The sequence below is a fragment of the Variovorax gracilis genome (genome assembly GCF_030317115.1).
Classification (GTDB): domain Bacteria; phylum Pseudomonadota; class Gammaproteobacteria; order Burkholderiales; family Burkholderiaceae_C; genus Variovorax; species Variovorax gracilis.
Window position 1 is genome coordinate 58,840 of the sequence record NZ_JASZYF010000026.1, and the last position, 23,518, is coordinate 82,357.

The window sequence follows — 23,518 nt, forward strand, 5'->3', positions numbered from 1 at the left end:
CGGCGCCGTCACCGCCTCATCCCGCTGCACAGACTTCTCTCCGGCGCCCGCCGAGCGTGAACCATGTGAGCACCACGGAAATGAGCGCACCCGCGGCCATGCCCGCGACCATCGGCAGCGGCTTGCCGTTCGTGAAGGCGCCAACCACCGCCATGACCAGCGAGCCCGTCAGCATCTGCAAGGTGCCGAGCAGGGCCGAGGCCGTGCCGGCGATGGCCCCGTGCTTCTCGAGCGCGAGCACAGAGGTCGTGGGGATGACGAAGCCCATCAAGGCGCTGGCGATGAAGTAAAGCACGATGAGCACGGCCAGCCGATCGCCGCCGCTCAGGTAGTACGCGAACATGAGCGCCATGACGACGCCACAGGCACTCACGCTCGACTTCACCACGCGGACGATGCCGAAACGCTCGCACAGCGGACCGTTGAGTTGCGCCGCGCCGAAGAAGGCCGCGGCATTGACGCCGAAGGCCACGCTGTAAAGGGTGGGCGACAGGCCGTAGTGGTCGATCATCACGAAGGACGAATTCGCCAGGTAAGTGAAGAAGCCTGCCATCGCGAAGGCGCCGATGAACACCAGGCCGAGGTAATGCGTGTCGCGCAGCAGCACGCCATAGGCCTGGAGCGCGCTGCCCAGGCTGCTCTCCACGCGCTGCTCCACGGGCCGTGTTTCCTTGAGCACGGAGGCCACCGTCGCCAGGCCGACCACCGCCGCAATCGTCACGGCCCAGAACACGCCGCGCCAGCCGGTGAAGGCGATCACTGCGCTGCCGGCCAGCGGCGCCAGGATCGGCGAGACGCTGAACACCAGCATCAGCAAGGACATCAGCCGCGCCGCGTCGTTGCCCGTATGCAGGTCGCGCACCACTGCACGCGGAATCGCCATGCCCGCCGCGGCACCAAGACCCTGCACGAAGCGCAGCGCGATCAGCATCTCGATGTCGGTCGCGAGGGCGCAACCGATGCTGGCCAGCGCGAACAGGCCGAGGCCGAAGTACAGCGGCGGCTTGCGTCCGACCATGTCCGACACCGGGCCATAGAGCAACTGTCCCACGCCGAGCGAGAGGAAAAAAGCCGTGAGGCTCATTTGCACGGGGCCGATGCCCGCGCCCAGGCTGCTGCCGATCTCCGGCAGTGCGGGAAGGTACATGTCGATCGCGAACGGGCCGATGGCCGACAACAGGCCCAGCACGAGCGCGATCCTGAGGAAGCGCGATGAAGTCATTCACCCATTGTCGCCAAGGCGGCAATGGGCTGCCGGCAGCGCAATGTGGCGCGCTGTGCTAGCTCTTCGGCGCGGAGATCGTCGTCAGAACAGCGACTCGGTATCGCTGTCCGGCCGGGCGCCTTCGATCGCGAGCATGCGCAATTTCGAGGCCGCGCCGCCGTGCGCGGAAAAACCGCCCCACTTGCCGCCGGCTGCCAGTACGCGGTGGCAAGGCACGACGGGCGCGAACGGGTTGAGGCCGAGCGCCTGCCCCACCGCGCGCGCCAGTCCCTTGTCGCCGAGTTCGGCAGCGATGTCGCCATAGGTGCGGGTGCGTCCGGGCGGGATGCGGCGCGCGATGGCGTAGACGCGGCGATGGAAATCGCTGACGCCTTCCAGGTCGAGTTCGATGTCCGCCAGGTCAAGCGGCTCGCCGTCCAGCAGTGCGCGGATGGCCGACGCGGCCCGCTGCACTTCGGGCGGCGGATCGCGCTCCTGCAACCGCGGGAAGCGCCGCTCCATCCGATGGCGCGTGGCGCCCTCCTCCGCTTCCGGCAACTGGACGCCGATGATGCCGTTCGAACCCCACGCGATGCCGCACGCGCCGATGGCAGTGGCAAACAACGCAAAGCCGGTCGTACTCATGCCTGCCGCCAATGCATTCATCAGGCCGCGCAGGGGGATGTCGAGTTGGCCTTGAGCGCCGAGACGCTGCCGGCAATGGCATCGGCCAGCTTCGCGGTCACCCGCTGGGCGCCCTGCGCCAAGGCGTCGAAGCCGCTGCCAACGGGCTCCGAAAGCGACAGCTTGCACCCCGTGGCGGGTCCTTCGTCAGTGCGGCGAACGGTCCAGGTGAAGCTGGCGTCCACGCGACTGCCTTCCACCGCGTCGAACTGCCCCAACTGCACGGCGATTCGGGTCGCCGGCTGGCCGCGTTGACGGCCAGTCTTGGTCACGTCCACCGCGCCGAGCCTGCTTGCGATGCTGCTGCCCAATGCGTCCCGCAGTTCGCTCTCGAACGAGGACGACCAGCGATGGTCCTCCAGGATGTCGACCGCCGGGCTTTCCGGCGTGCCCTTCTTGCGAACCACCATTTGCGGGCGTGTGAAGCGCTCGGGCATGGCAATCGGCGCGAGTTCGATGAAGGCGGGCGTCGTGCCGACGGCTGCGACCGGCGTCCGGGCGGGCGCCGCGGATTCGGCGAGGCTGTAGTACTGCGGCCCCGTGCTGCTCGCGCAGCCTGCCATCAGCAACGCGGCGCCGAACGCGGCGGCAACAGGTCGGAAGTTCGTCGATCTCATTTCTGCTTGTCCTCCGGCTTGCCGCGGATCAGTGATTCGGGATGGCGCTCCAGGTAGTCGGTCAGGATGCGCAGCGATGCCGCGGCGCGCGTGACCTCCTGCAGGGTCTGGCGCATGTCCTGCTGCAGCGGCGAGTCGTCGGCAATCGTCTTCTCGGCGGAACTGAGCGTACGGCGCACGTCCTTCATGGCTGCGGCCATCTCGGGTGTCACGTCATTGTTCAGGCTCTTCGCGAGTTGCTCTGTCGTGACCAGCGTCTTGTTGAGCGTGCCCAGGGCCTTGCGCAGGTCGGTGCTGATCTCCTCGAACGGCACCTTGTTGAGCTTGCGAGCGATGTCGGACACTTGCGACTGGAGTTCGTCCAGGCTGTTGGGCGCGGTCGGCAGTTCGAGCGGTGTGCGGCCCGGGTCGATCCGCGCCGGCTTCGCGTCGGGGAAGAAGTCGATGGCGACGTATACCTGACCCGTCAGCAGATTGCCCGTGCGCAACTGCGCGCGCAGGCCCTTGCTGACGAGGAACTGCCACCGCTCCAGCGGGGAGTATCGCGATTCGGCCGGCACGCCGATCGCCCTGCGTCGCATGCGGTCGGGGTAGATCTGCACCACCACGGGCATCTTGAATTCGCGCTCGTCGCGATCGAATTCGACCCCGATGGACTTGACCTCGCCGATCACGACGCCGCGGAAGTCGACGGCCGCCCCGGGCGACAGGCCGCGCAACGACTGGTTGAAGTAAAGCAGCATCGTCTGCGAGGGTCCGTCCGGCTCCTTCATGGCGGAGGCTTCATCGGCCGCCAGCGCGAAGGCGGTGTTCTCCTGCGCGACCGGCCCCGCCGCGTCGTCGGGCGCCTGGAACGCGATGCCGCCGAGCAGCACGGTCGCCAGCGACTGCGTGCGCACCTTCAGGCCGCTGGCATTCAGTTCCACGTCGAAGCCGCTCGCGTGCCAGAAGCGCGTGTTGACTCCGACGAACTTGTCGTACGGCGCATTGACGAAGACGCGCAGCGTGACACCGCGACCGTCGCCGTCGAGTTCGTAGGCTGCAAGCTGGCCGACCTTGATGCGGCGGAAGTACACCGGCGAGCCGATGTCCAGCGAGCCGACATCACGCGCCCTCAGGAGGAACTGCCTTCCCGACGCATCGCGCGTGACGATGGGCGGCACCTCCAGCCCCGTGAACTCGCCTGCGGTTTCTTCGGAGGTCCCGGCATCCGCACCGATGTACGCGCCCGAGAGCAAGGTCCCCAGGCCCGAAATGCCGGTGGTGTCGAGGCGCGGCCGCACCACCCAGAAGCGCGTGTCCTGTGCGGTGAAGCCACTGGCCTCCTTCTTGAGCTGCACGAGCACGCGCACATGGGAGCGGTCGTTGGCGAGGCGGATTCGCTGCACCGTGCCGATCTGCACGTCCTTGTACCGCACCGCCGTCTTGCCAGCCTCGAGGCCTTCGGCGGTCTTGAAGGTCAGCACGACTTCGGGACCCCGCTCCATCAGGATGCGCGCGACCAGCGTCACGCCGACCAGGGCCGCCACGATGGGGATCAGCCAGATCAGCGATGGCAGCCAGTTGCGCCGCTTCACCACCACAGGCCGAGCCAATGGGGCGTTGTCGGACCCTTTGTCTTCTTCGCTCATATGACTCTTTCACCTCTCTTCATACCGTCTCCATCTGGCTGCCTGCCGCGCTTCGCAACAGTCCGCGCGTCCCAGGTCTTGCGCGGATCGAAGCTGAGCGACGCCAGCATGGTCAGCACCACCACTGCGCCGAAGGCGGCGATGCCCACTCCGGCAGTGATCTCCGCAAAGCCGTGGATGCGAACCAGGCCGGCCAGAAGCGCCACCACGAACACGTCGAGCATGGACCAGCGCCCGATCACTTCCAGGATGCGGTAGAGCTTGGCGCGCTCCAGCTGGCGCCAGTCGCTGCCGCGCTGGGCCAGGAAATTCAGGAGCGTGAGCGCCGTGAGCTTGAACAGCGGAACCAGGAAGCTCGCGATGAAGATGAGCGCCGCCAACCCATAGGCACCGGACACCCAGAAATAGATGACGCCGCTGAGGATGGTGTCCTGCTGCGTACCGAACAGGCTCTTTGTGATCATGACCGGCAGCATGTTGGCCGGAAGGTAGAGGATGGCAGCGGCGATCAGGTACGCCCAGGTGCGCTTGAAGCTGTCGGGCTTGCGGGTATGCAGGCGGGTCGCGCACCTTCCGCAGCGCGCGCCCTCCTCCGCCCCTTCCCACACGGTGCCGCAATGATGGCAACTCATCAGCCCGAGTTGCGCGCCCGTCCGGGTGGGTGGCGTCGGTTCGCTCATGCTTCCTGTCCGGGGCGGGGCTCGAAGGCCATTTCCCAGAAGGTCCGGGGATTGAAGGACAGCACCGCCGTCAGGAGCACAGTCAGCCCGCAGAAGGCCCAGAGCGCCGGACCCGGTATGACCTGCGCCATGCTGCTCAGCTTGATGATCGCCACCAGCACCCCCAGCAGGAACACTTCCACCATGCCCCAGGGCCGCAGCGCCTGCAACGCATTCACGAGGATGACGAACCCGGCCGGCCGGCGTTCGTACGCCATGGGCACGAGAAGATAGAACAGGATGCACAGCTGCATCAGGGGAAAAAGGATGGTGGTTGCGAGGACCAGCAGTGCAACCGGTGACATGCCTTCGGAACTGAGCGCCACCACGGCGCCCGCGAGCGTGGTCTGGCTGCTCAGGCCCTGCAACTCGATCTCGACGATGGGAAACAGGTTGGCGATCGCGAACAGGATCAGGCAGGCGACAGTAAGTGGCAACACGCGTGCGCTCTGGTCGCCGGCATGGCGGTCGAGTTCGGTCCCGCAGCGCGGGCAATGCGAGATTTCCCGGTGGCGCAGCGGCACACGGCGATAGACCGCGTCGCAGCCTTCGCAAACGATGGCGTCGGGTACTTCTGTCATGGTTTGGCCCGCCCATTGTCCGCGACGTGGGCGACCAGGAAGTCAAGCAAGGCGCGGACCCGCGCCGGCAGGCGGCCGGCCTTGCCCAGATAGACCGCGTGGATCGGCGCCTCGTCGCCCGGGTTGAACTCCTCCATCACGGGCACCAGCCGGCCCGCGTCGATGTCGGACTGGACGTGAAACAGCGACATCCTGGCCAATCCGATGCCAGACGTGATGAGCGCCCGCAGCGTCTCGCCATCACCGCAGCGCACGTTGCCCGCGATGGGCATGTCGATCACCCGCCCGTCGACGCGCAGCGGCCAGTCGGGCACGCTGCGCCGGTAGTTGAAGCCGAGGCGGTTGTGCGCTTCCAGCTCCTGCGGCGTGCGCGGGGTGCCGTAACGCTTCAGGTAGTAGGGCGAACCGACGATGGCCTGCCCGGTCGCGCCGAGCCGGCGTGCGACCAGATCGGATGGCGGCAGTTCGCCCCAGCGGATCGCGACATCGGTGCGCTCTTCCATGAGGTCGACCACGCGGTCGGTCAGCACGATGTCCAGCGTCACCTGCGGATGCAGCTCGAGAAAGCGCGGCACCAGCGGAATGAGCACGTGCTGGCCGAAAGCGACACTGGCATTGATGCTGACGCGCCCGCGCGGCATCGCCCCTGCAGCAGCGCAACGCTCGGCTTCGTCCATGTCGGCCAACACGCGAACGCTGCGCTCGTAGAACTGCCGTCCTTCGGGCGTGAGTTGCAGCTTGCGAGTCGAGCGGTGCACCAGTTGGGTCGCCAGGCGCGTTTCCAGCCGCCCGATGAGCTTGCTGATGGCCGATGGCGTCATGCCCAGCACGCGGGCGCCAGCCGAGAAGCTGCCGCGGTCCACCACCTGGACGAAGGCTTCCATTTCACCGGAACGATTCACCTCGATGCGGGGCATCTCGTTCTCGCCTGGGTCGGGCCGGTATCGCCGAGGATCACGCGCAAATCGGCCAGCCGCGAGAAGTCACGATCGTGCGTCACCAGTGCCACCGCGCCGGTTTCAAGGGCGGTCGCGGCCTGCAAGGCGTCGGGTAGCCGCAGCCCGGCGCTCGCACGGATGCGCGCGGCGGTCACCGAGATCTCCTGAGAAATCGGCACCACGTCGAAGCCTGACAGCGCCTTCTCGTAACGCTTGGCGAGAACATCCTGGCGATGCCTGAAAGGACCGGCGAGCACCTCCGCCATCGCAACGGTGGAGATCGCGATCTGGATCACGCCCTGCGCCTGCAGTGCGAACACACCCTCGAACGCTGGTGCAAAGTCCGGGTGGTCGTCGAGCAGGTAGATCAGTGGCGCGGAATCCACGACGACGAGGTCACCGTCATGCAGGCCGCCCCATAGCGACTCGGCCTTGACCGCTTTCCGGCGAGGTTTGCGCACCGGGTTCTTCAACGGCGTGCCGGCCACTTCATTCCCACTCATTGCGCGCGTCGGCGATCGTTTGAGCGGGCGACTTGCCCCACAGACCCTTGCCGCTGCCTCGCAAACTCAGGAAACGCGGGCCCGGTCTCGCCTTCAGCAGCACATCCGGGGAGACGATCGCCGCATAGGGCTTGCCGTGTCGCGTCAGCAGGCTCGGCTCTCCCGCATGGGCGCGTGATGCCAGCTCGGGCAGCGTATTGCGCCCCTGTTCGAGGCCGACCGTGTGCAGAGTCATGGTGGATACTTCCGTACAGTCCGTACATTTTATCCCAAAAGCCTGCCTGGCTCCCGGCGCCGACATCAGTGACTTGAAGTCATCAATGCTTGTCCTCAAGCCATCCTAGTCAAAGCAGGCCGGCACCCGCACAGTACGGGACATCATGCCTATCGCTCTCCTCGCCCTCACCGCCGGTGCCTTCGGGATCGGCACCACCGAGTTCGTCATCATGGGCCTGCTGCTGCAGGTCTCGGCGGATCTTCACGTCTCCATCGCGGCCGCCGGCCTCCTGATCTCGGGCTATGCGCTCGGGGTCGCGGTCGGCGCACCGCTGCTCACCATCGCCACGCGCAGGATTCCGCGCAAGACGGTCCTGCTCGCGCTGATGGCGATCTTCACGCTCGGCAACATCGCCTGCGCGCTGGCCGCCAACTACGAGCTGCTGATGGCAGCGCGCGTCATCACCTCGCTCGCGCACGGCACCTTCTTCGGGGTCGGCTCGGTCGTCGCCACGGGGCTTGTGCCGCCGGAACGCCGTGCCTCGGCCATCGCCATCATGTTCACGGGGCTGACCGCCGCCACACTCCTCGGTGTACCCGCCGGCGCATGGCTGGGGCTTCACTACGGCTGGCGCGCGACCTTCTGGGCCGTGGCGCTGATCGGCGTCGTGGCATTCACGGTGCTGGCGGTCTTCGTGCCGCGAGGCAAGGCCGGCGACCGGCCTTCGCCGCTGCGGGACGAACTCGCCGTCCTGGGCCGACCGCAGGTTCTGCTGGGGCTTGCCATGACGGTGCTCGGCTTCGCCGGACTGTTCGCCGTGTTCACCTACATCCAGCCGCTGCTCACCGAAGTCACGGGTGTGTCCGGAGCGGCCGTGTCGCCGATCCTGCTGATCTTCGGCGGCGGGCTGGCCGTTGGCAATCTGCTTGGCGGCAAGCTGGCCGATCGCTCGCTCATGCCGGCATTGTTGGGCACCCTGACAGCATTGGCCGTGGTGCTGGGCGCGATGCAGTGGGTCATCCATACGCCGGTGACAGCGGTCGTGTTCGTCGTTCTTCTGGGCATCGCGTCTTTCGCGACGGTGGCGCCGCTGCAGTTGCGCGTTCTGGAGAAGGCTTCCGGCGCGGGACAGAACCTCGCATCCAGCCTCAACATCGCCGCCTTCAATCTCGGCAACGCGCTCGGTGCGTGGGTGGGCGGCGTGGTGATCGAGCGCGGACCGGGTCTCGCAGGGCTGGGCTGGGTGGCCGCGTTGCTCACCCTGGCCGGCCTCGCGATCGCACTGTGGAGCCGCGCCCTCGACCGGCGCGATGCGCTTCCCGACTGCGCGACGGCCAGCGCCTGAACCGGGCACCCTTCCAAACTTCTCGCAAGGACCGACCATGGAACAACGCTACCTCGGCAACTCGGGCTTCAAGGTCCCGGCCCTCGGCTTCGGCGCCGGCACCTTCGGCGGCGAAGGCCCCCTGTTCAGCGCCTGGGGCAATACGGACGTCGCAGGCGCGCGCCGGATCATCGACATCTGCCTCGACGCGGGCGTCAATCTCTTCGACACCGCCGATGTGTATTCGAGCGGCGCATCGGAATCGATCCTCGGCGCAGCCGTCGAAGGCCGGCGCGACAAGGTCATCCTTTCGACCAAGATCTCGCTGCGCGCAGGCGACGGGCCGAACGACGTCGGCTCCTCGCGGCATCACCTGGTCAAGGCGACCGATGCCGCGCTGAAACGCCTCGGCACGGACTACATCGACCTGCTGCAGTTGCATGCGTTCGACGCGATGACGCCGGTGGAGCAGGTGCTTCGCACGCTCGACGACCTGGTGCGCGCGGGCAAGGTGCGCTACATCGGCGCGTCGAACTTCTCGGGCTGGCAGTTGATGAAGGCGCTGGCCGCGTCGGACCGCCTGGGGCTGTCGCGCTACGTGGCAAATCAGACCTACTACTCGCTGATCGGCCGCGACTACGAGTGGGAACTGTTGCCGCTCGGCATGGACCAGGGGGTTGGCGCCATCGTATGGAGCCCGCTCGGCTGGGGCCGCCTGACCGGCAGGATCCGCCGGGGCCATCCGCTGCCCGCCGGCAGCCGCCTGCACGACACGGCCGGCTTCGCCCCGCCGGTCGAGGAAGAACGGCTCTACCGCGTGGTCGATGCGATGGACCGGGTGGCCGAGGAAACGGGCAAGACACTGCCCCAGATTGCTCTCAACTGGCTGCTGCAGCGGCCGACCGTATCAAGCGTGCTGATCGGCGCTCGCGACGAAGCGCAACTGAAACAGAACCTCGGCGCGCTCGGCTGGCAACTCACGACCGAACAGATCGCACGGCTCGATGCGGCCAGCGCGGTGACCCCGCCCTACCCCTACTACCCGTACTGGAACGGCCAGTTCGCGGAACGAAGCCCGGTGGCGGTGGCACGGCGCGCAGCCTGAGCGCTACGACACCAATTGCACCTTCCAGCGCCCCGCGGCGATGGGTTCGACCAGGAAGAACGGCAGGTCGGCACTCCAGCCGTTCCCAAGCACCGGGGAACTGTACGCACACACCGTCGCGCCCTGCTCATCCAGCACCGTCCAGGACTGCCGCTCGCCATCGGCTTTCGAGCTCGACCCCCGGATGCCCTGGAAGCTGGCATTGCTGCCCACGTGGAAGCTGCCGGTGTTCCATCGAATCGGCGGATGTGCGGGAAAAGGGCGAGCGCCATGGAAGCCGAAGAGTTCGTCATGGTTCAGCACGCTCTGACGCAAGGTCGGCCACACCATTTCGCGGAGGAAGATCTGGTCAGCGAAACGGGTGACGTCGCCCTGCCGCGCCAGCCACGCCTGCATCAAGGGCTTCAGCGGAGGAAGCGCGCCGCGGCAACCGCCCCACAGACCGGCCAGGATCAGCTCGGTGTGGGTGAAGTAGTCGCGGATGTGGTGGAACCAGAAGGAGCTTGTGATCCATTCCTGCACGGCCATCTGCTCGCGCTCCGAAAGCAACGCGTCGGCATCGCGGATCAGAAAGCGGCTGACCCCGGGATCATCGGCGACCAGGAAGCGCCACATGAGTGGATGGACGCCGTCTCGCGCCTGCCCCGTCATGTCCACGACCTGCGCACCGGCGCTTCTCAAGCGTTGCTGGACAGCCGACGGCACCGAGTCGTCGAGGTAAACCCGGCAACGCCATTGCGCAAACAGATCGGCGGCGACCTCCACGTTCTTCACGGCCGGTTCGCAGTAGCGCGGACTGTCGCCGAAGAGGGTGTAGGCGATGATGTTGCGCTCGGGATGATTCGCCTCGAAGACGGGCGGAGCAGAAGAGGGAATGGAACCGGCCTGCCCCTGCCCCAGCCGCGCATCGGCCTGATCGAGTGACTCCCTGCCATAGCGCCTCAGGTCGTCTGGCCGCGCCAGCCATCCGCAGACCTCGGTCAGGCCATCGAGCCAAGTGCTGCCCGCCTGCGCCCGGCCGGCATGCGCCTTGTAGACGCGCAAGTAGACCTCGTGGGCTTTCTCGTAGCGCTTCTGGCGCATCAGGCTCAGCGCATAGTCGGCCAGAACGCCCACGTTGCCCGGCTGGACCTTCAGGGCCGCTTCGGCCGCCTGGCTGGCCGCCGCGTAGTCCGTACGCTTCATCGCTTCGGTGAAACGCTGGGCGTGTGCCTGGAACTGGCGCGCAAGTTGCGCCGATGGGCCGCGTGCTGCGGGTGGACGAACGCTCTTCTTGGTGCTCATGACGCGGACTCTCGCCGATCGGACGGATCGGGCCAAAAACGATCCATCTTAGCGACGGCAGGCAGCCTGGCGACCAGCGAATCGCCGCTTCATGCATGCGAAGACCGATCGCAGTGACGTGCGGAAAAGTCCTCGCATCGGCCAGCCGGAGCGCCGGCACGCAGTCAAGCGATCAGAGTGCGACCAGGCTTTCGAAGCCGCCCCAGAACATGCGTTTTCCGTCAAAAGGCATGCTCTTCATGTCCATCATGTCGGCGAGCCGCTGATCGCTCATGACCTTGGCATTGACCTCGTCGCGATGGGCGCGCGAGTTGAAGACGATGTAGGCAAACACGACGGTCTCGTCGTCCTTGAGGTTCACGCTCTGCGGAAAGGAGGTGACTTCGCCGGGCTTCACGTCGTCGGCGACGCATTCGCGGTATTCGAGCGCGCCGTGCTCGCGCCAGATCTTTCCCGCCTTGGTGGCGATCTCGCGGTACTTCTCGATATTGTTCTTGGGAACGGGAACAACAAATCCATCGACGTAGGCCATGCAAGGGTCTCCTTGAAGGGTTGACGATACAGAACCGAGAAGTTCAGTATAAGCAGGCCCTCCTTCCGGGCCCACCCAAACCCCCGATGGCCGGTGCGGGATTACGAGCGCAACTGCGCGCGTAGGTTCGCGCCGATCTCCGGCCGCTCCAGGAAGGGGTCGGCGGGGTTCGTGATCGACACGATGTTCTCCATGCGGCTCTTCACATTGCCCAGCGCCTTGGGGTGGCTGAACACGTAGAACTGGTTCGCGCTGATCGCTTCGAAGACCTTGTGCGCCACTTCGGCGGCGGTCACCTTGCCGCTGCTCACGGCCTTGTTGCTCATGGCCTGGCCGATCAACTGGCTCTTGGTCAGTTCGCCGGTCGGCAGAGAGCCTGGCCGGTTGCGCTCGCTCTGCGTGATGCCCGTGGGCACGAAGTACGGACACAGCAGGCTGGCACCGACCTGGTCGGTGACCAGCTTCAGATCCTGGTAGAGCGTTTCTGTCAGGCTCACGACGGCTGCCTTGGCCGTGTTGTAGATGCCCATGTTGGGAGGCGTCAGCAGGCCCGCCATGCTGGCGGTGTTGACGATATGCCCGCGGTAGGCCGGGTCCTTGGCGGCCGCCTCCAGCATCATCGGCGTGAACAGGCGCACGCCATGAACGACGCCCCACAGGTCGACGCCGAGCACCCATTCCCAGTCGGCCACGGTGTTTTCCCAGACGAGTCCGCCCGCGCCTACGCCGGCATTGTTGAAGACGAAATGCGGTGCGCCGAAACGCTGCTGCACGTCATTGGCCAGTGCTTCCATCTGCGCGGCGTTGGCCACGTCGACCTTGCGCGCGAGCACCTGCGCGCCTGCGGCTTCCATCTCTGCCTGCGCCTTGTCGAGCGCGTCCTGCTGGACGTCAACCAGCACGAGGTTCATGCCGCGTGCCGCGCCGATGCGGGCGCATTCGAGGCCGAAGCCAGAGCCTGCGCCGGTGAGAACGGCTGTCGTGCCCTTGAAATCCTGAATCATTTGCGCGTGTCCTTTCGTCTCTGTTCTGCGGAGACGCTATTGAATGACGGAATCGCGAAAGACGCAGTCGCGAAGGTGCCCGCGCTGCGTCGCCGGCGCATCAGTTGTCGACGGGCCGAAGCACGTACCCGATGCGCGGGAAGTGCACATGCACGGTGCCGCTGCGCTCTCCCGTGCGCCGCAGGGTGTAGTGCGTACGCGTGGCGGCGATCAATTCGCCCTCGGTCGGCTCGGGACCGAAGCTTTCCGCCGTGATCGTGACGCGGGAGCCGAGCGGGATGCCGTGCTCGTCCTGGAAGGTGCTGTCGGACAGCAGCGTGTGCGGCGTGGAAGCAGCCGCCACATCGATCGCCTGCGCGGCGTCGAAGGTCTCCATGGCGCCGTGGCCGATGCCGGCCATGCGGTCCAGCCAGTCGACCACGGCCGGGGTGAGTTGCAGGATGCCAGCCATCGACGGCGTGCGCTTGCGGGTGAACCACAGCGGGTGGTAGCAGGCGAAATCCGCCACCGTCGGAAATGCGCCGAGCAGATAGTCGGTGTCATCCAGCATGTCGGACAGGCGCCGCAGGTACGACTTGTAGGCCGCGGCAGCATCGCCCGGGCGCAGGCGCACGGCGTTGCCGCTCATCGCCTTGCGGTCTGCGCCGAAGGCTTTGGCGAGTTCCGGCGGCGCATTGCCGAAGAGGTCGGCCGCACCCTTGCCGCTGAAGCTGTAGGCCATCGAGGCCCAGAACAGCGATGTGTCCGCCCATTGCGCCACCAGGCGCGCGAGACCCTTGCCCGGCTCCGGATAGATCGACGGCGTCGGTGCCAGATGCTCCAGCACGTCGCAGATCAGCGCGGTGTCGCAGTAGATGTCCGCACCGATCTGCAGCACGGGCGTCTTGCGGTAGCCGCCGGTCAGCTCGACGAGGTCGGGCTTGGGCATGATCTGCGGAATGATCACCGACTTCCAGGCCAGCTTCTTGTAGCCGAGGATCAGCCGGAGCTTCTCGGAGAACGGCGAGGTCGCGTAGTGGTGGAGGATCAGGTCTGCCATGGAGGTCCTTCGCGGGTGCTGGATCAATGAGGCTGTGCGCGCTCAATGATCGCATCGAAATCGACGCCTGTGCCCAGCGTACCGAAGGCGTGACCCCAGTCGCCCCCGAGCCGCGATGCGCAGAAGGCGCCGACGATGGCGCCCGGCGCGGTCTGCGCGAGCAATGCGCCCTGCACTGCCAGCGCGACGTCCTGGGCCAGGCGGCGAGCTTCGGCCTCCGTGGCCATCGCCTCGATGCGCGCGGGCAGTGCGTCGGCCACCCGGTCGAGCGCCGCGTCGACGCCCCGGGCCGGTGCCAGCTCATGCGCAAGTGCGGCGACGACATCGCCCTTGCGCAGGCCGCGCAGCAGGTCGAGCGCAATGATGTTGCCGGCGCCTTCCCAGATCGAGTTGAGTGGCATCTCACGATAGACGCGGGCCATCACGCCTTCGCCGCCCTCTTCCACATAGCCGTTGCCGCCCAGGCATTCCATCGCTTCCTGCGCAAAGTGGCTGCCGCGCTTGCAGATCCAGAACTTGGCGACCGGCGTGAGCAATCGCGCCATCAGGCGCTCGTGCTCGTCGGCCTGGTGATCGAAGGCGCGCGCGAGGCGGATCGCAAGGGCGGTCGCGGCTTCGCTTTCGAGCGCGAGGTCGGCCAGCACGTTCTTCATCAGCGGCTGCGAGATCAGCGTCTTGCCGAAGGCCTGCCGTTGTGCGGTGTGGTTCAGCGCAAGGCTCAGCGCCTGCCGCATCAAGCCGCTGGTGCCGAGCGCGCAGTCGAGCCGGGTCATGGTCCCCATTTCCAGGATCTGCGGGATGCCGCGTCCCTCCTCGCCCACCAGCCAAGCGCTCGCGCCATGGAACTCGACCTCGGAACTGGCGTTGGCCTTGTTGCCGAGCTTGTCCTTCAGACGCTGGATGCGGATGGCGTTGCGGCTGCCGTCGGACAGCACGCGTGGCAGAAAGAAGCATGACAGGCCGGCCGGTGCCTGTGCCAGCACCAGGAAGGCGTCGCACATCGGCGCGGAAAAGAACCACTTGTGGCCGGTGATCTCATGGCGCTCGCCCCAGGCGTCGCTGCCGGTGCGGACCGCTCGCGTGGTGTTGGCCCGCACGTCCGAGCCGCCCTGCTTCTCGGTCATTCCCATGCCCATGGTCACGCCGGGCTTGTCGTGCCAAGGCTTGAGAGCAGGGTCGTACCAGAGGCTGGTGAGTTTCGGCCCCCAGTCGGCATGGATGGCCGCATTGCCACGCAATGCCGGCGTCACCGCATAGCTCATCGAGATCGGGCACAGGATCGACGGCTCCAGCTCCGTGAAGAGCATGAACCCCGCTGCTCTTTGAACGTGGGGCGACGAGCAAATCCCCTCCACCTCCGTGCCGGGGTGAGGGCTGCCCCAAGGAGCACCATGCAACCCCGCCCCGACGGCCGCCGCCATCAACGCGTGATAGCTGGGATGAAACTCCACCTCATCGACACGCCTGCCGAACCGGTCATGCGTGTGCAACGCCGGCGTATGGATGTTCGCCAGCCGCGCATGCGCCTGCATCTCCGCCGTGCCGACCACGGCGCCCAGGTGTTCAAGCGGCGCCGACTGCAAGTGGGGCGCGTTGAGCTTCAACGCATCCCGCAGCGGCCGGTTGGTCTCGAAGAGGTTGTAGCCGCTCAGCGGAGCCGGCTGGTTGAAGACCTCGTGAGTCGCATCCATGGCCGGCCTCCGTGTGGCTTGTTCAGATCAGTTTGACCAGCTGTTTGCCGAAGTTCTTTCCCTTGAGCAGCCCCAGGAAGGCTTCGGGCGCAGATTCGATGCCCTGGGCCACCGATTCGCGCGGCCGCAACTTGCCACTCGCCACCAGCCCGCCCAGTTCGGCCAGTGCCTCGGGCCACACCTCCATGTGCTCGCTGACGATGAAGCCTTCGAGCTTGAGCCGGTTGATCAGGAACAGTGCAGGATTTGCCAGCGGCAGCGGCTGCCCGTCATAGCCCGCGATCATCCCGCACATCGCAATGCGCGCAAAGGCGTTGGTGCGCAAGAGCACTGCGTCGAAGATGTAGCCGCCGACATTCTCGAAGTAGCCGTCGATCCCGTTCGGGCAGGCTTCCTTGAGCGCTGCGCTCATGCTCTTGACGTCGGGGTGCTGGCGGTAGTCGATGCAGGCGTCGAAGCCGAGTTCATCGGTGACGTATCGGCACTTGTCCGGGCCGCCGGCAATGCCCACCACCCTGCAGCCGCGCGCCTTGGCCAGCGCGCCGAAAGCGCTGCCAACCGCGCCGCTGGCGGCGGTGATGACGACCGTCTCGCCTGCCTTGGGGTTGATGATCTTCACCAGGCCGTACCAGGCAGTAACGCCGGGCATGCCGACCGCGCCGAGGTAGTGCGACAGCGGCACCTGCGTCGTGTCGACCTTCTTCAACGCGCCGGGCTGCGAGGCGTCGACCACGCTGTATTCCTGCCACCCGCCGAAGCCGACCACCTTGTCGCCCACGGCGTACTTGGGATGCTTGCTCTCGACCACTTCGCCCGCCGTGCCGCCCTGCATCACCTGGCCTAGGGGCTGCGGCTGCGCATAGCTCTTGGCGTCGTTCATGCGGCCGCGCATGTAGGGGTCAAGGCTCATGTAGTGATGGCGAACCAGCACCTGGTTGTCCTTGAGCGCGGGTGTCTCGGCGGTCACGAGCTTGAAGTTGCCGGCGACGGCTTCGCCTTCCGGGCGGTTGTCGAGGATCTGTTGTCTGTTGGTGGGCATGGTGGTCTCGGTAGGAATGCAATCAGTCGGTGGACGGGGGGCGCATCTCGTTGGCGCTGGCGGGGCCTGTCGGCAGACGGCGCTTCACGTACTTGAAGGTGCCGGTCGCATGCGCGCAGACGCGCTCTTGCGCGTCGTAGATCTTCGCTTCGGTGAACGCGAGCGTCGCGGTGCGGTGGAGCAGCTTGCCGCGCGCCACCAGCGGGCCTACGGAAGGCGCCATGAAGGTCGTCTTCATCTCGATGGTGACCACGCCGGTCTCGGGAGTGTCGCTGCGGGCGGCAGCGGCCATGGCGATGTCGAGCATCGTCATGCAGGCGCCGCCGTGCGTCACGTCGAAGGTGTTCAGGTGCTCGGGCTTCGCGGTGTAGCGCAGCTCGGATTCGCCGCCTTCGAATTTCGCGATCTCGAAGCCGAGGTGCCGCGCGAAGGGAATGCGGTCCACGTAGGACCTCAGGTTGATGTTGTCGGTCGTAGTCATGCGCCGAGCACCACGCTCACGCCGCCGTCGATGGCGAGCCACTGGCCGGTGATGTGCTTGCCCGCGTCGCTCGCGTACAGCAGCGTGACGCCCTTCAAGTCCTCGTCGTCGCCGAGACGGCCCAGCGGCGCGTGCCCGGCCATCTTCTCCTCCCCGATCGACTTGATCAGGCCGGCCGCCATCTTGGTCATGAAGAAGCCCGGGCAGATGGCGTTGACGTTGATGTTGTACTTGCCCCATTCGGCCGCCAGCGTGTGCGTGAAGCCGATCACCGCGCTCTTGGACGTGTTGTAGGCCAGAGTCTGCATCTCGGGCGGGTTGCCGTTGAGCCCGGCGATGGAGGCGATATTGATGATGCGTCCCGCCTTCTTCGGGATCATGTAGGCCCGGGCGACCTGCTGCGCCAGGATGAAATAGCCGCGCACGTTGAGGTTCATCACCTTGTCCCAGGCCTCGACCGGATGGTCTTCGGCCGGTGCGCCCCAACTCGCGCCGGCGTTGTTCACGAGGATGTCGACGGCACCCAGGCGCTCCAGCGTCTCGGTGGCCAATCGGCGCGTGTCCTCTTCCTTGGCGCAGTCGGCCGCGATCCAGCGCGCATCGATGCCGGCGGCTTGAAGTTCGGCAGCGGCCTGTTCGAGGTCGTCAGCCTTGCGCGAACTCAGCATGACCTTCGCGCCGGCTTCGCCCAGCGCGTGCGCCATCTGCAGGCCGAGGCCGCGCGAGCCGCCGGTGACGAGTGCGACCTTGCCGGTCAGGTCGAAAAGTTTCTGAATGCTGCGTGCGGTCATGGTGTCTCCGGGATCAGTGGGTTTCGTAGTCGAGCACCGTGCGCGATTCGCGCAGGCCCCCGAGGACTGCAGACACCTCAACATGCGTCGGGTGCTCCAGGTAGGCCTGCAATGCCGCCTTGTCGTCGAAGGACGAGACGAGCACGACATCGCAGTTGGCTTCGAGGCCGTCAGTGCGGACGGCAGCCTCGAACTCGCGCATGCCGGGGACCAGGCCCTTGCAGCTGTCGAGTCTGGCCTTGAACTGGCCGGCGTCGCTGGCCTTCTTGAGCTTCCACATCACGATGTGCTTGATCATGGCGAGTCCTTCAATCCTTGTGGCGCGAACGAACGTAGATCAGCACGACGCCGACCGCGGTGAGCACGCCTCCGGGCACGGCCAGCGACCAGCCGATGGCCTCCTCCGTGCGTCCGGTAGCAATGCCGATGATGATCATGAACAGCCCGCCATAGATCAGGATCCATATCCATTTCTCCAGCGCTGCGTGCGGTTTGGCTGCGGACATCAGAAAGCTTCCTCCGGCAGTGCCGTGCAAGTCGGGTCGCGCTGCTCGACCACGTTGAGCCAGGCGCCGATCTTCGGCAGTTCGTAGTTGAAAAAGTAGTCGGTCGCGCCGACGCGGCCTGCCGTGGCCGGCGACGCCTTCGCTGCATCGCGCTCCAGCGCATGCTGTGCGACGTCGAGCCAGACCCAGGCGAGCACCACATGGCCGAAGGCCTGCATGTAGGGTACGGCATTGGCCAGCGCCTCCTGCGGATTGCCGGTGGACCATGCCGCCTTCGTTGCGGAACCGATGCGTTGCAAAGACTCGCCCAGCGCTTTGGCATGGCCAGCCAGCGCAGGCACCACGGCGGCACGCTTCATCGTGCCGGCCACGCGTCCGGCCAGCAATTCCAAGCCGCGGCCGTCCTCCATCAACACCTTGCGACCCAGCAAATCCGCCGCCTGGATGCCATGCGTGCCCTCGTGGATCATGTTGAGCCGGTTGTCCCGCCAGTACTGCTCCACCGGAAAGTCGCGCGTGTAGCCGTACCCGCCGTGGACCTGGATCGCGAGCGAGTTGGCTTCGAGGCACCATTCGCTGGGCCAGCTCTTGGCGATGGGCGTCAACACCTCCAGCAGCAGGCGCGCCTCGTCGGCGGCCTGTGCGTCGCCGGTCTTCTGCTCGTCGACCAGTCGCGCGCAGTAGAGCTCCAGCGCCAGTGCGCCCTCGCAGTACGCCTTCTGCGCGAGCAGCATGCGGCGCACGTCGGCGTGTTCGATGATCCGCACCTGCGGCTTCGCAGAGTCCTTGCCTGCGGGACCGGCGGGTCGGCCCTGCGGGCGATTCTTCGCGTACTCAAGCGAAGCGTGGTAGCCCGCCATGCCGAGCATCGTCGCCGCGGTTCCGACGCAGATGCGTGCCTCGTTCATCATGTGGAACATGCAGTGCAGGCCCTTGCCTGGCTGGCCGACCAGGTAGCCCACGGCACCGGCCTTGCCGTCCACAGGAAACTTGCCTTCGCCGAAATTGAGCAGCGTGTTGGTAGTACCGCGCCAGCCGAGCTTGTGGTTGAGGCCCGCGAGCGCCACGTCGTTGCGCTCGCCGGTCAGGCGGCCTTCGGTGTCGACCATCCTCTTGGGCACGATAAAGAGCGAAATGCCGCGCGTGCCGGGGATCAGCTTGCCGTTCTCGTCGGGAATCTTCGCCAGCACGATGTGTACGATGTTCTCGGTCAACTCGTGGTCACCGGAAGAGATCCACATCTTGTTGCCGGTGAGCCGGTAGCGAGGTCCGAGCGGATCTTCCTGGAAATCCGCACCATCGGGCACCGCACGTGTCGCGACGTCGCTGAGACTGGAACCGGCCTGCGGCTCCGACAGGCACATGGTGCCCGCCCAGCGCCCGGCGAATTCGTTCTTCGCAAACACTTCCTTCTGCATCTCGGTCCCGTGCACCATGAGCAGGTTGGCATTGCCGCTGGTGAGCATGTTGGAGCCGATGCTGACCGAGGCCATGGCGAAGAAGCTATTGGCGGCTGCCGACAAGGTGTAGGGCAACTGCATGCCGCCGATGTCGTAGTCCTGCGCCGCGCTCAGCATGCCGGATTCGACGAAGGCTTTGTGCGCATCGTGCGTGGCGCGCGGCAGGATGACCTTTTCGCCGTCGAAGTGCGGCTCCTGCGTGTCGACGGTGCGGTTGAACGGCGCGTATTTCTCGCGCGCGATGCGCTCGCAGGTGTCGAGTACCGCGTCGAAGGTTTCGCGCGAATGGTCGGCGAATCGTTCGCGTGAGCTGAGCGACTCGGCATGCAGCCAGTCGTAGAGGAGGAAATCGAGGGTGGGACGAAGGCTCATGGATCTGTTCGCTGCGCGATCTGTGGGATCTATGGAATGGATGGCGACCGGGCAATGGTGCCCTGCGCGATGGCGCAGAGCTTTTCCTCGCCGCCGGTGACCGCGAAGATCTCGCAGGTACACACGGCCTGCGATCGGCCTGCATGCACGGCCTTGGCGCGCGCGATCAGGCGCTCACCGATGGCCGGCCGGACGTAGTTGATCTTGAACTCTGCGGTGATGACCGGCACCCGCATCGCCGTGCCACCGGCAAAGGTCAGCGCGTTGTCGGCCAGGTAGCTGAGCACGCCGCCGTGGACAAAGCCGTCCTGCTGCTTGACCTTGTCGGTCACGGGCACTTGCAGGTCGATGAAGCCCGGCGACAGCGCGTGCAGTTCCGCGCCGATCAGCGCGCTGAAAGGCTGCTTCGCCAGGACCTCCCGGCCCATGGCGAGAAACTGCTCGGGTGAGGCCTGCGCTGGGGAAGCCATGGCCTGGTCCGCGGGTTGCCGCGTCAGATGACTTCGAAAACGCCCGCCGCGCCCATGCCGCCGCCGATGCACATCGTGACGACGACCTTCTTCGCGCCGCGGCGCTTGCCTTCGATCAGCGCGTGGCCGGTGAGCCGCTGGCCGCTGACGCCATAGGGGTGGCCCACTGCGATGGCGCCGCCGTCGACGTTCAGCAACTCGGCCGGGATGCCGAGCTTGTCGCGGCAATAGATGACCTGCACCGCGAAAGCCTCGTTGAGTTCCCAGAGATCGATGTCGCTGACCTTGAGGCCAAGGCGCTTCAGCACCTTCGGGATGGCGAAGACGGGGCCGATGCCCATTTCATCGGGCTCGCAGCCCGCGACCGCGAAGCCGAGGAAACGGCCCATCGGCTTCAGGCCCTTCTGCTCGGCGTACTTTTCATCGACCAGCACGCAGGCGCCGCCGCCGTCGGAGAACTGGCTGGCATTGCCGGCCGAGATCAGGCCGCCGGGGATCGCCGAACGGATACCGCTGATGCCTTCCTTGGTGGTGCCGGCACGGATCCCTTCATCGTTCTCGATCGTGACTTCCTTGGTGCGCAGGCCCATGACGGGATCGGCCACGCCGGCCAGCACCGTGATCGGCGCGATCTCGTCCTTGAAGCGGCCGGCTTCCAGCGCGGCGGTGGCCTTCTGCTGGCTGGCAGCGCCGTATTCGTCCATCGCGTCGCGGCCGATGTTGTAGCGCTTGGCGACCTGCTCTGCGGTCTGCAGCATGTTCCAGTAGATCTCGGGCTTGTGCTTCACGAGCCAGGGGTCGGCCAGCATGTGCTTGTTGGCTTCGTTCTGCACGCAGGAGATGCTCTCGACGCCGCCGGCAACGTAGACCTCGCCTTCGCCGGCGATGATGCGCTGCGCCGCGGTCGCGATGGTCTGCAGGCCCGACGAGCAGAAGCGGTTGATGGTCATGCCCGACGTGGTGATCGGCAGGCCGGCACGCAGCGCGATCTGGCGTGCGATGTTGGAACCGGTCGCGCCCTCCGGCGTGGCGCAGCCCATGATCACGTCGTCCACCGACGCGGGATCGATGCCGGCGCGCTGCACAGCATGTTGCACCGCATGGCCGCCGAGCGTGGCGCCGTGCGTCATGTTGAAGGCACCCTTCCAGCTCTTGGCGAGCGGCGTGCGGGCGGTGGAAACGATGACGGCGCTGGTCATGGTGTGGTCCTTTGAAGAAGAGGAATGACGGTTACTGGGGCTGTGCGGTGTTGCGCAGCAACTGGTGGTAGAACGAGATCATCTCGGCGTAGTTCGAGATCGCTACGCGTTCGTTGGTGCCGTGGAAACGCGGAAGATCCTCGCTCTTCACTCGGAACGGCGAGAAGCGGTAGATCGAATCGCTCACGATGCTGAAGTGGCGCGAGTCGGTCGCGGCGGTCATCAGGCCGGGCGCGACGACGGCATCCGGGAACACCTGCCTCACCGCCTGTTCGATCGAGCGATAGCCGTGGCCGTCGCTCGGCGACACAGGTGACGGCTCGGAGTTGCCGGGGTAGCGCTTGACTTGGATCGCGTCGTTTCCAAGGGCGCGCTTGAGATGCGCCTCCACACTGTCGATGGTGTCGCCCGGAAGGATGCGGAAATTGACGGCGGCCTCGATGCGCCCCGGCAGCACGTTGTCCTTGTTGCCGGCGCGCACGATGGTGAGCGCGGTGGTCGTGCGCAGCATCGCGTTGCTGCTCGGGCTCTTCGTGAGCTGGCTTTCGACCAGAGGCCCGGTGAGCCACAGGTTGGAGAGCATCACGCGGTTGAGGCCGCTCATCTCCGGTGCGAGCGCGCCGAACATCTGGCCCGCCACGCCCTTGATGCCGCCGGGCATCGGGGTCGCCTCGAGCCGTGCCAACGCCGCGCTCATGCTGCCGATGGCACTGTGCGCTGGTGGCATGGAGGAATGACCGGGCGATGTGTCGAGCGACAGGAAGAAGGTGCCGTAGCCCTTCTCCGCCAGACCGATCAGCGCCGCCGGTTTCGATAGGCCGGGCAGCACGCCATCCAGCACCAGAAGGCCTTCGTCGAGCACCCAATCGAGGCGCACACCACGCGACTTGAGCAGTTCGGCGATGGGCAGCGCGCCTCGCAGGCCGCTCACCTCCTCGTCGTCGCCCATCACGAGGTAGACCGTCTGAGTTGGCTGGAAACCGCTGCCGATCAGCATCTCGATGGCTTCCAATTGCGCCATCAGGTTGCTCTTGTTGTCGAGCGTGCCTCGGCCCCAGACGAAGCCGTCCTTGATATCCCCGGCGAATGGATCGACCGACCAGGCTTTTTCAGTGCCGGACGCGATGGGCACCATGTCCTGATGCGCCATCAGCGCGATGGGCTTGGCCGTGGGGTCGGAACCGGCCCATGTGTAGAGCAGCGCCTTCTGGCCCACAACTTCCTTCTTCAGGGTGGCATGGACTTTCGGGAACTGCTGTGCCAGGTAGGCATGCAGCTTGTCGAACTCTGCATTGTTCGCGGCCGGGTCTTCGAGGCTGGACACGGTACGGAACTGGATCGCGCCGGACAGCCGCTTTGCAGCGGCCTCCGCGTCGATCGGCAATGCGGACGCCGGCGCCACGGCAAGCTGCCGCGAGGGCGTGCGCCAGGTGTTGACCGCCACCGCCGCCACCAGTGCCAGAAGCACCAGCAGCAACGCAAGGGAAACGCGTTTCAGCATAGAGCGGTCTCGCCTCCGTTCAGCTGAACGACTTGCCTTCGGCCACCAGCTTCTGGATCAGCGGCGCGGGCTGCCAGAAGCTCGCGTCGTCGCGCGGATTCTTGGCAAAGCGCTTCATCGATTCGGCCACGTTGTACAGGCCCACCTGGCTCGCGTAGTGCATCGGGCCACCGCGCCAGATCGGGAAGCCGTAGCCCGTGAGATACACCATGTCGATGTCGCCGGACTTGGAGGCGATGCCGTCGTCGAGGATGCGCGCACCTTCGTTGACCAGGGCGTAGACCAGGCGCTGCACGATCTCCTCGTCGGAGATCTTGCGTGGCGTGATGCCCAGTTCCTTGCGATGGTCCTCGATCATCTTGTTGACGAGTTCGGACGGGATGGCATCGCGCTTGCCGGCCTGGTAGTCGTACCACCCTGCCCCGGTCTTCTGGCCGAAGCGGCCCAGTTCGCAGAGCTTGTCGGCCGTGCGGCTGTACTTCATGTCGGCGATCTCCGTGGCGCGGCGCTTGCGGATGGCCCAGCCGATGTCGTTGCCCGCCAGGTCACCCATGCGGAACGGACCCATCGCGAAGCCGAACTTCTCGACGGCCTTGTCGACCTGCTGCGGCGTGGCGCCCTCGTCC

At 66.2% G+C, this 23,518-nt stretch carries 25 protein-coding genes and 2 pseudogenes; 3 read left to right on the forward strand and 24 right to left on the reverse strand.

Features of this window, described 5'->3' with window-relative positions:
• Positions 1-16: 16 nt before the first annotated feature.
• From QTH97_RS29510 to QTH97_RS29550, 9 genes are all read right to left on the reverse strand, one after another.
• The gene (locus tag QTH97_RS29510) at positions 17-1,222 is read right to left on the reverse strand and encodes a multidrug effflux MFS transporter (RefSeq protein ID WP_286572133.1); all 1,206 of its coding nucleotides are present in this window, start codon (positions 1,220-1,222) and stop codon (positions 17-19) included.
• An 84-nt stretch (positions 1,223-1,306) separates the two neighbouring features.
• Positions 1,307-1,849: a methylated-DNA--[protein]-cysteine S-methyltransferase gene (locus QTH97_RS29515; RefSeq protein WP_286572134.1), complete on the reverse strand. Its 543-nt coding sequence runs from the start codon at positions 1,847-1,849 to the stop codon at positions 1,307-1,309.
• A 20-nt stretch (positions 1,850-1,869) separates the two neighbouring features.
• Positions 1,870-2,505 carry a PqiC family protein gene (locus QTH97_RS29520; RefSeq protein WP_286572135.1) on the reverse strand — a complete coding sequence of 212 codons (636 nt, stop codon included), beginning with the start codon at positions 2,503-2,505 and terminating at the stop codon, positions 1,870-1,872.
• A complete protein-coding gene (locus QTH97_RS29525) occupies positions 2,502-4,136 on the reverse strand; it encodes a PqiB family protein (protein ID WP_286572136.1) in 1,635 nt (544 codons plus the stop codon). The genes QTH97_RS29520 and QTH97_RS29525 overlap by 4 nt, the downstream gene beginning before the upstream one ends.
• Positions 4,133-4,816, reverse strand: coding sequence for a paraquat-inducible protein A (locus QTH97_RS29530; RefSeq protein ID WP_286572137.1), 684 nt, complete (start codon positions 4,814-4,816; stop codon positions 4,133-4,135). The genes QTH97_RS29525 and QTH97_RS29530 overlap by 4 nt, the downstream gene beginning before the upstream one ends.
• Complete coding sequence (locus QTH97_RS29535) at positions 4,813-5,436, reverse strand: paraquat-inducible protein A (RefSeq protein WP_286572138.1); 624 nt, start codon at positions 5,434-5,436, stop codon at positions 4,813-4,815. Before QTH97_RS29535 ends, QTH97_RS29530 begins: the two co-directional genes overlap by 4 nt.
• Positions 5,433-6,353 carry a LysR family transcriptional regulator gene (locus tag QTH97_RS29540; protein ID WP_286572139.1) on the reverse strand — a complete coding sequence of 307 codons (921 nt, stop codon included), beginning with the start codon at positions 6,351-6,353 and terminating at the stop codon, positions 5,433-5,435. Before QTH97_RS29540 ends, QTH97_RS29535 begins: the two co-directional genes overlap by 4 nt.
• Positions 6,335-6,862, reverse strand: a complete 528-nt coding sequence (locus QTH97_RS29545; RefSeq protein ID WP_286572140.1) for a type II toxin-antitoxin system VapC family toxin — start codon at positions 6,860-6,862, stop codon at positions 6,335-6,337. The genes QTH97_RS29540 and QTH97_RS29545 overlap by 19 nt, the downstream gene beginning before the upstream one ends.
• Position 6,863: 1 nt before the next feature.
• Entirely contained in the window at positions 6,864-7,112 is a 249-nt protein-coding gene (locus QTH97_RS29550; protein WP_286572141.1) for a type II toxin-antitoxin system Phd/YefM family antitoxin, read from the reverse strand.
• Positions 7,113-7,257: 145 nt separating this feature from the next.
• Between QTH97_RS29550 and QTH97_RS29555 the strand changes: the two genes are divergently transcribed.
• Positions 7,258-8,439 (forward strand): MFS transporter, encoded by a 1,182-nt coding sequence (locus QTH97_RS29555; protein WP_286572142.1) that lies wholly within the window; start codon positions 7,258-7,260, stop codon positions 8,437-8,439.
• A gap of 37 nt (positions 8,440-8,476) precedes the next feature.
• On the forward strand, positions 8,477-9,523 hold the full coding sequence (locus QTH97_RS29560) for an aldo/keto reductase (protein ID WP_286572143.1): 1,047 nt from the start codon (positions 8,477-8,479) through the stop codon (positions 9,521-9,523).
• Between the two features lie 3 nt (positions 9,524-9,526).
• Here the strand turns inward: QTH97_RS29560 and QTH97_RS29565 are convergent, their stop codons facing one another.
• From QTH97_RS29565 to QTH97_RS29615, 11 genes are all read right to left on the reverse strand, one after another.
• Positions 9,527-10,807, reverse strand: a complete 1,281-nt coding sequence (locus QTH97_RS29565) for a tetratricopeptide repeat protein (RefSeq protein WP_286572144.1) — start codon at positions 10,805-10,807, stop codon at positions 9,527-9,529.
• Positions 10,808-10,979: 172 nt separating this feature from the next.
• Entirely contained in the window at positions 10,980-11,339 is a 360-nt protein-coding gene (locus QTH97_RS29570) for a DUF1428 domain-containing protein (RefSeq protein ID WP_286572145.1), read from the reverse strand.
• Between the two features lie 101 nt (positions 11,340-11,440).
• The gene (locus QTH97_RS29575) at positions 11,441-12,343 is read right to left on the reverse strand and encodes an SDR family oxidoreductase (protein ID WP_286572146.1); all 903 of its coding nucleotides are present in this window, start codon (positions 12,341-12,343) and stop codon (positions 11,441-11,443) included.
• Between the two features lie 100 nt (positions 12,344-12,443).
• Positions 12,444-13,382 carry a glutathione S-transferase family protein gene (locus QTH97_RS29580; RefSeq protein ID WP_286572147.1) on the reverse strand — a complete coding sequence of 313 codons (939 nt, stop codon included), beginning with the start codon at positions 13,380-13,382 and terminating at the stop codon, positions 12,444-12,446.
• 23 nt (positions 13,383-13,405) lie between these two features.
• Positions 13,406-15,073: an isovaleryl-CoA dehydrogenase gene (locus QTH97_RS29585; RefSeq protein ID WP_286572148.1), complete on the reverse strand. Its 1,668-nt coding sequence runs from the start codon at positions 15,071-15,073 to the stop codon at positions 13,406-13,408.
• 22 nt (positions 15,074-15,095) lie between these two features.
• The gene (locus tag QTH97_RS29590; protein WP_286572149.1) at positions 15,096-16,112 is read right to left on the reverse strand and encodes an NADP-dependent oxidoreductase; all 1,017 of its coding nucleotides are present in this window, start codon (positions 16,110-16,112) and stop codon (positions 15,096-15,098) included.
• Positions 16,113-16,134: 22 nt separating this feature from the next.
• Positions 16,135-16,593, reverse strand: a complete 459-nt coding sequence (locus QTH97_RS29595; RefSeq protein WP_286572150.1) for a PaaI family thioesterase — start codon at positions 16,591-16,593, stop codon at positions 16,135-16,137.
• Entirely contained in the window at positions 16,590-17,384 is a 795-nt protein-coding gene (locus QTH97_RS29600; RefSeq protein WP_286572151.1) for an SDR family oxidoreductase, read from the reverse strand. Before QTH97_RS29600 ends, QTH97_RS29595 begins: the two co-directional genes overlap by 4 nt.
• 13 nt (positions 17,385-17,397) lie before the next feature.
• Positions 17,398-17,682, reverse strand: coding sequence for a Dabb family protein (locus tag QTH97_RS29605; RefSeq protein WP_286572152.1), 285 nt, complete (start codon positions 17,680-17,682; stop codon positions 17,398-17,400).
• A 10-nt stretch (positions 17,683-17,692) separates the two neighbouring features.
• The gene (locus QTH97_RS29610; RefSeq protein ID WP_286572153.1) at positions 17,693-17,890 is read right to left on the reverse strand and encodes a hypothetical protein; all 198 of its coding nucleotides are present in this window, start codon (positions 17,888-17,890) and stop codon (positions 17,693-17,695) included.
• Positions 17,890-19,722: an acyl-CoA dehydrogenase gene (locus QTH97_RS29615; RefSeq protein ID WP_286572154.1), complete on the reverse strand. Its 1,833-nt coding sequence runs from the start codon at positions 19,720-19,722 to the stop codon at positions 17,890-17,892. The genes QTH97_RS29610 and QTH97_RS29615 overlap by 1 nt, the downstream gene beginning before the upstream one ends.
• Here QTH97_RS29615 and QTH97_RS37165 point away from each other — a divergent pair.
• Positions 19,675-19,833 (forward strand): annotated as a pseudogene (locus tag QTH97_RS37165) (hypothetical protein); the annotation flags it as partial. The gene QTH97_RS29615 and the pseudogene QTH97_RS37165 sit on opposite strands and share 48 nt — an antisense overlap.
• On the opposite strand, the pseudogene QTH97_RS29620 reads toward QTH97_RS37165, so the two are convergent.
• From QTH97_RS29620 to QTH97_RS29635, 4 genes and pseudogenes are all read right to left on the reverse strand, one after another.
• A pseudogene (locus QTH97_RS29620) lies at positions 19,764-20,192 on the reverse strand (PaaI family thioesterase); the annotation flags it as partial. The pseudogenes QTH97_RS37165 and QTH97_RS29620 sit on opposite strands and share 70 nt — an antisense overlap.
• Positions 20,193-20,215: 23 nt before the next feature.
• A complete protein-coding gene (locus QTH97_RS29625; RefSeq protein ID WP_286572156.1) occupies positions 20,216-21,391 on the reverse strand; it encodes an acetyl-CoA C-acyltransferase in 1,176 nt (391 codons plus the stop codon).
• A 31-nt stretch (positions 21,392-21,422) separates the two neighbouring features.
• Positions 21,423-22,892 carry a M20 family peptidase gene (locus QTH97_RS29630; RefSeq protein ID WP_286572157.1) on the reverse strand — a complete coding sequence of 490 codons (1,470 nt, stop codon included), beginning with the start codon at positions 22,890-22,892 and terminating at the stop codon, positions 21,423-21,425.
• Positions 22,893-22,911: 19 nt separating this feature from the next.
• The coding region (locus QTH97_RS29635) for a 3-hydroxyacyl-CoA dehydrogenase family protein (protein WP_286572158.1) at positions 22,912-23,518 on the reverse strand (607 nt) is incomplete at its 5' end.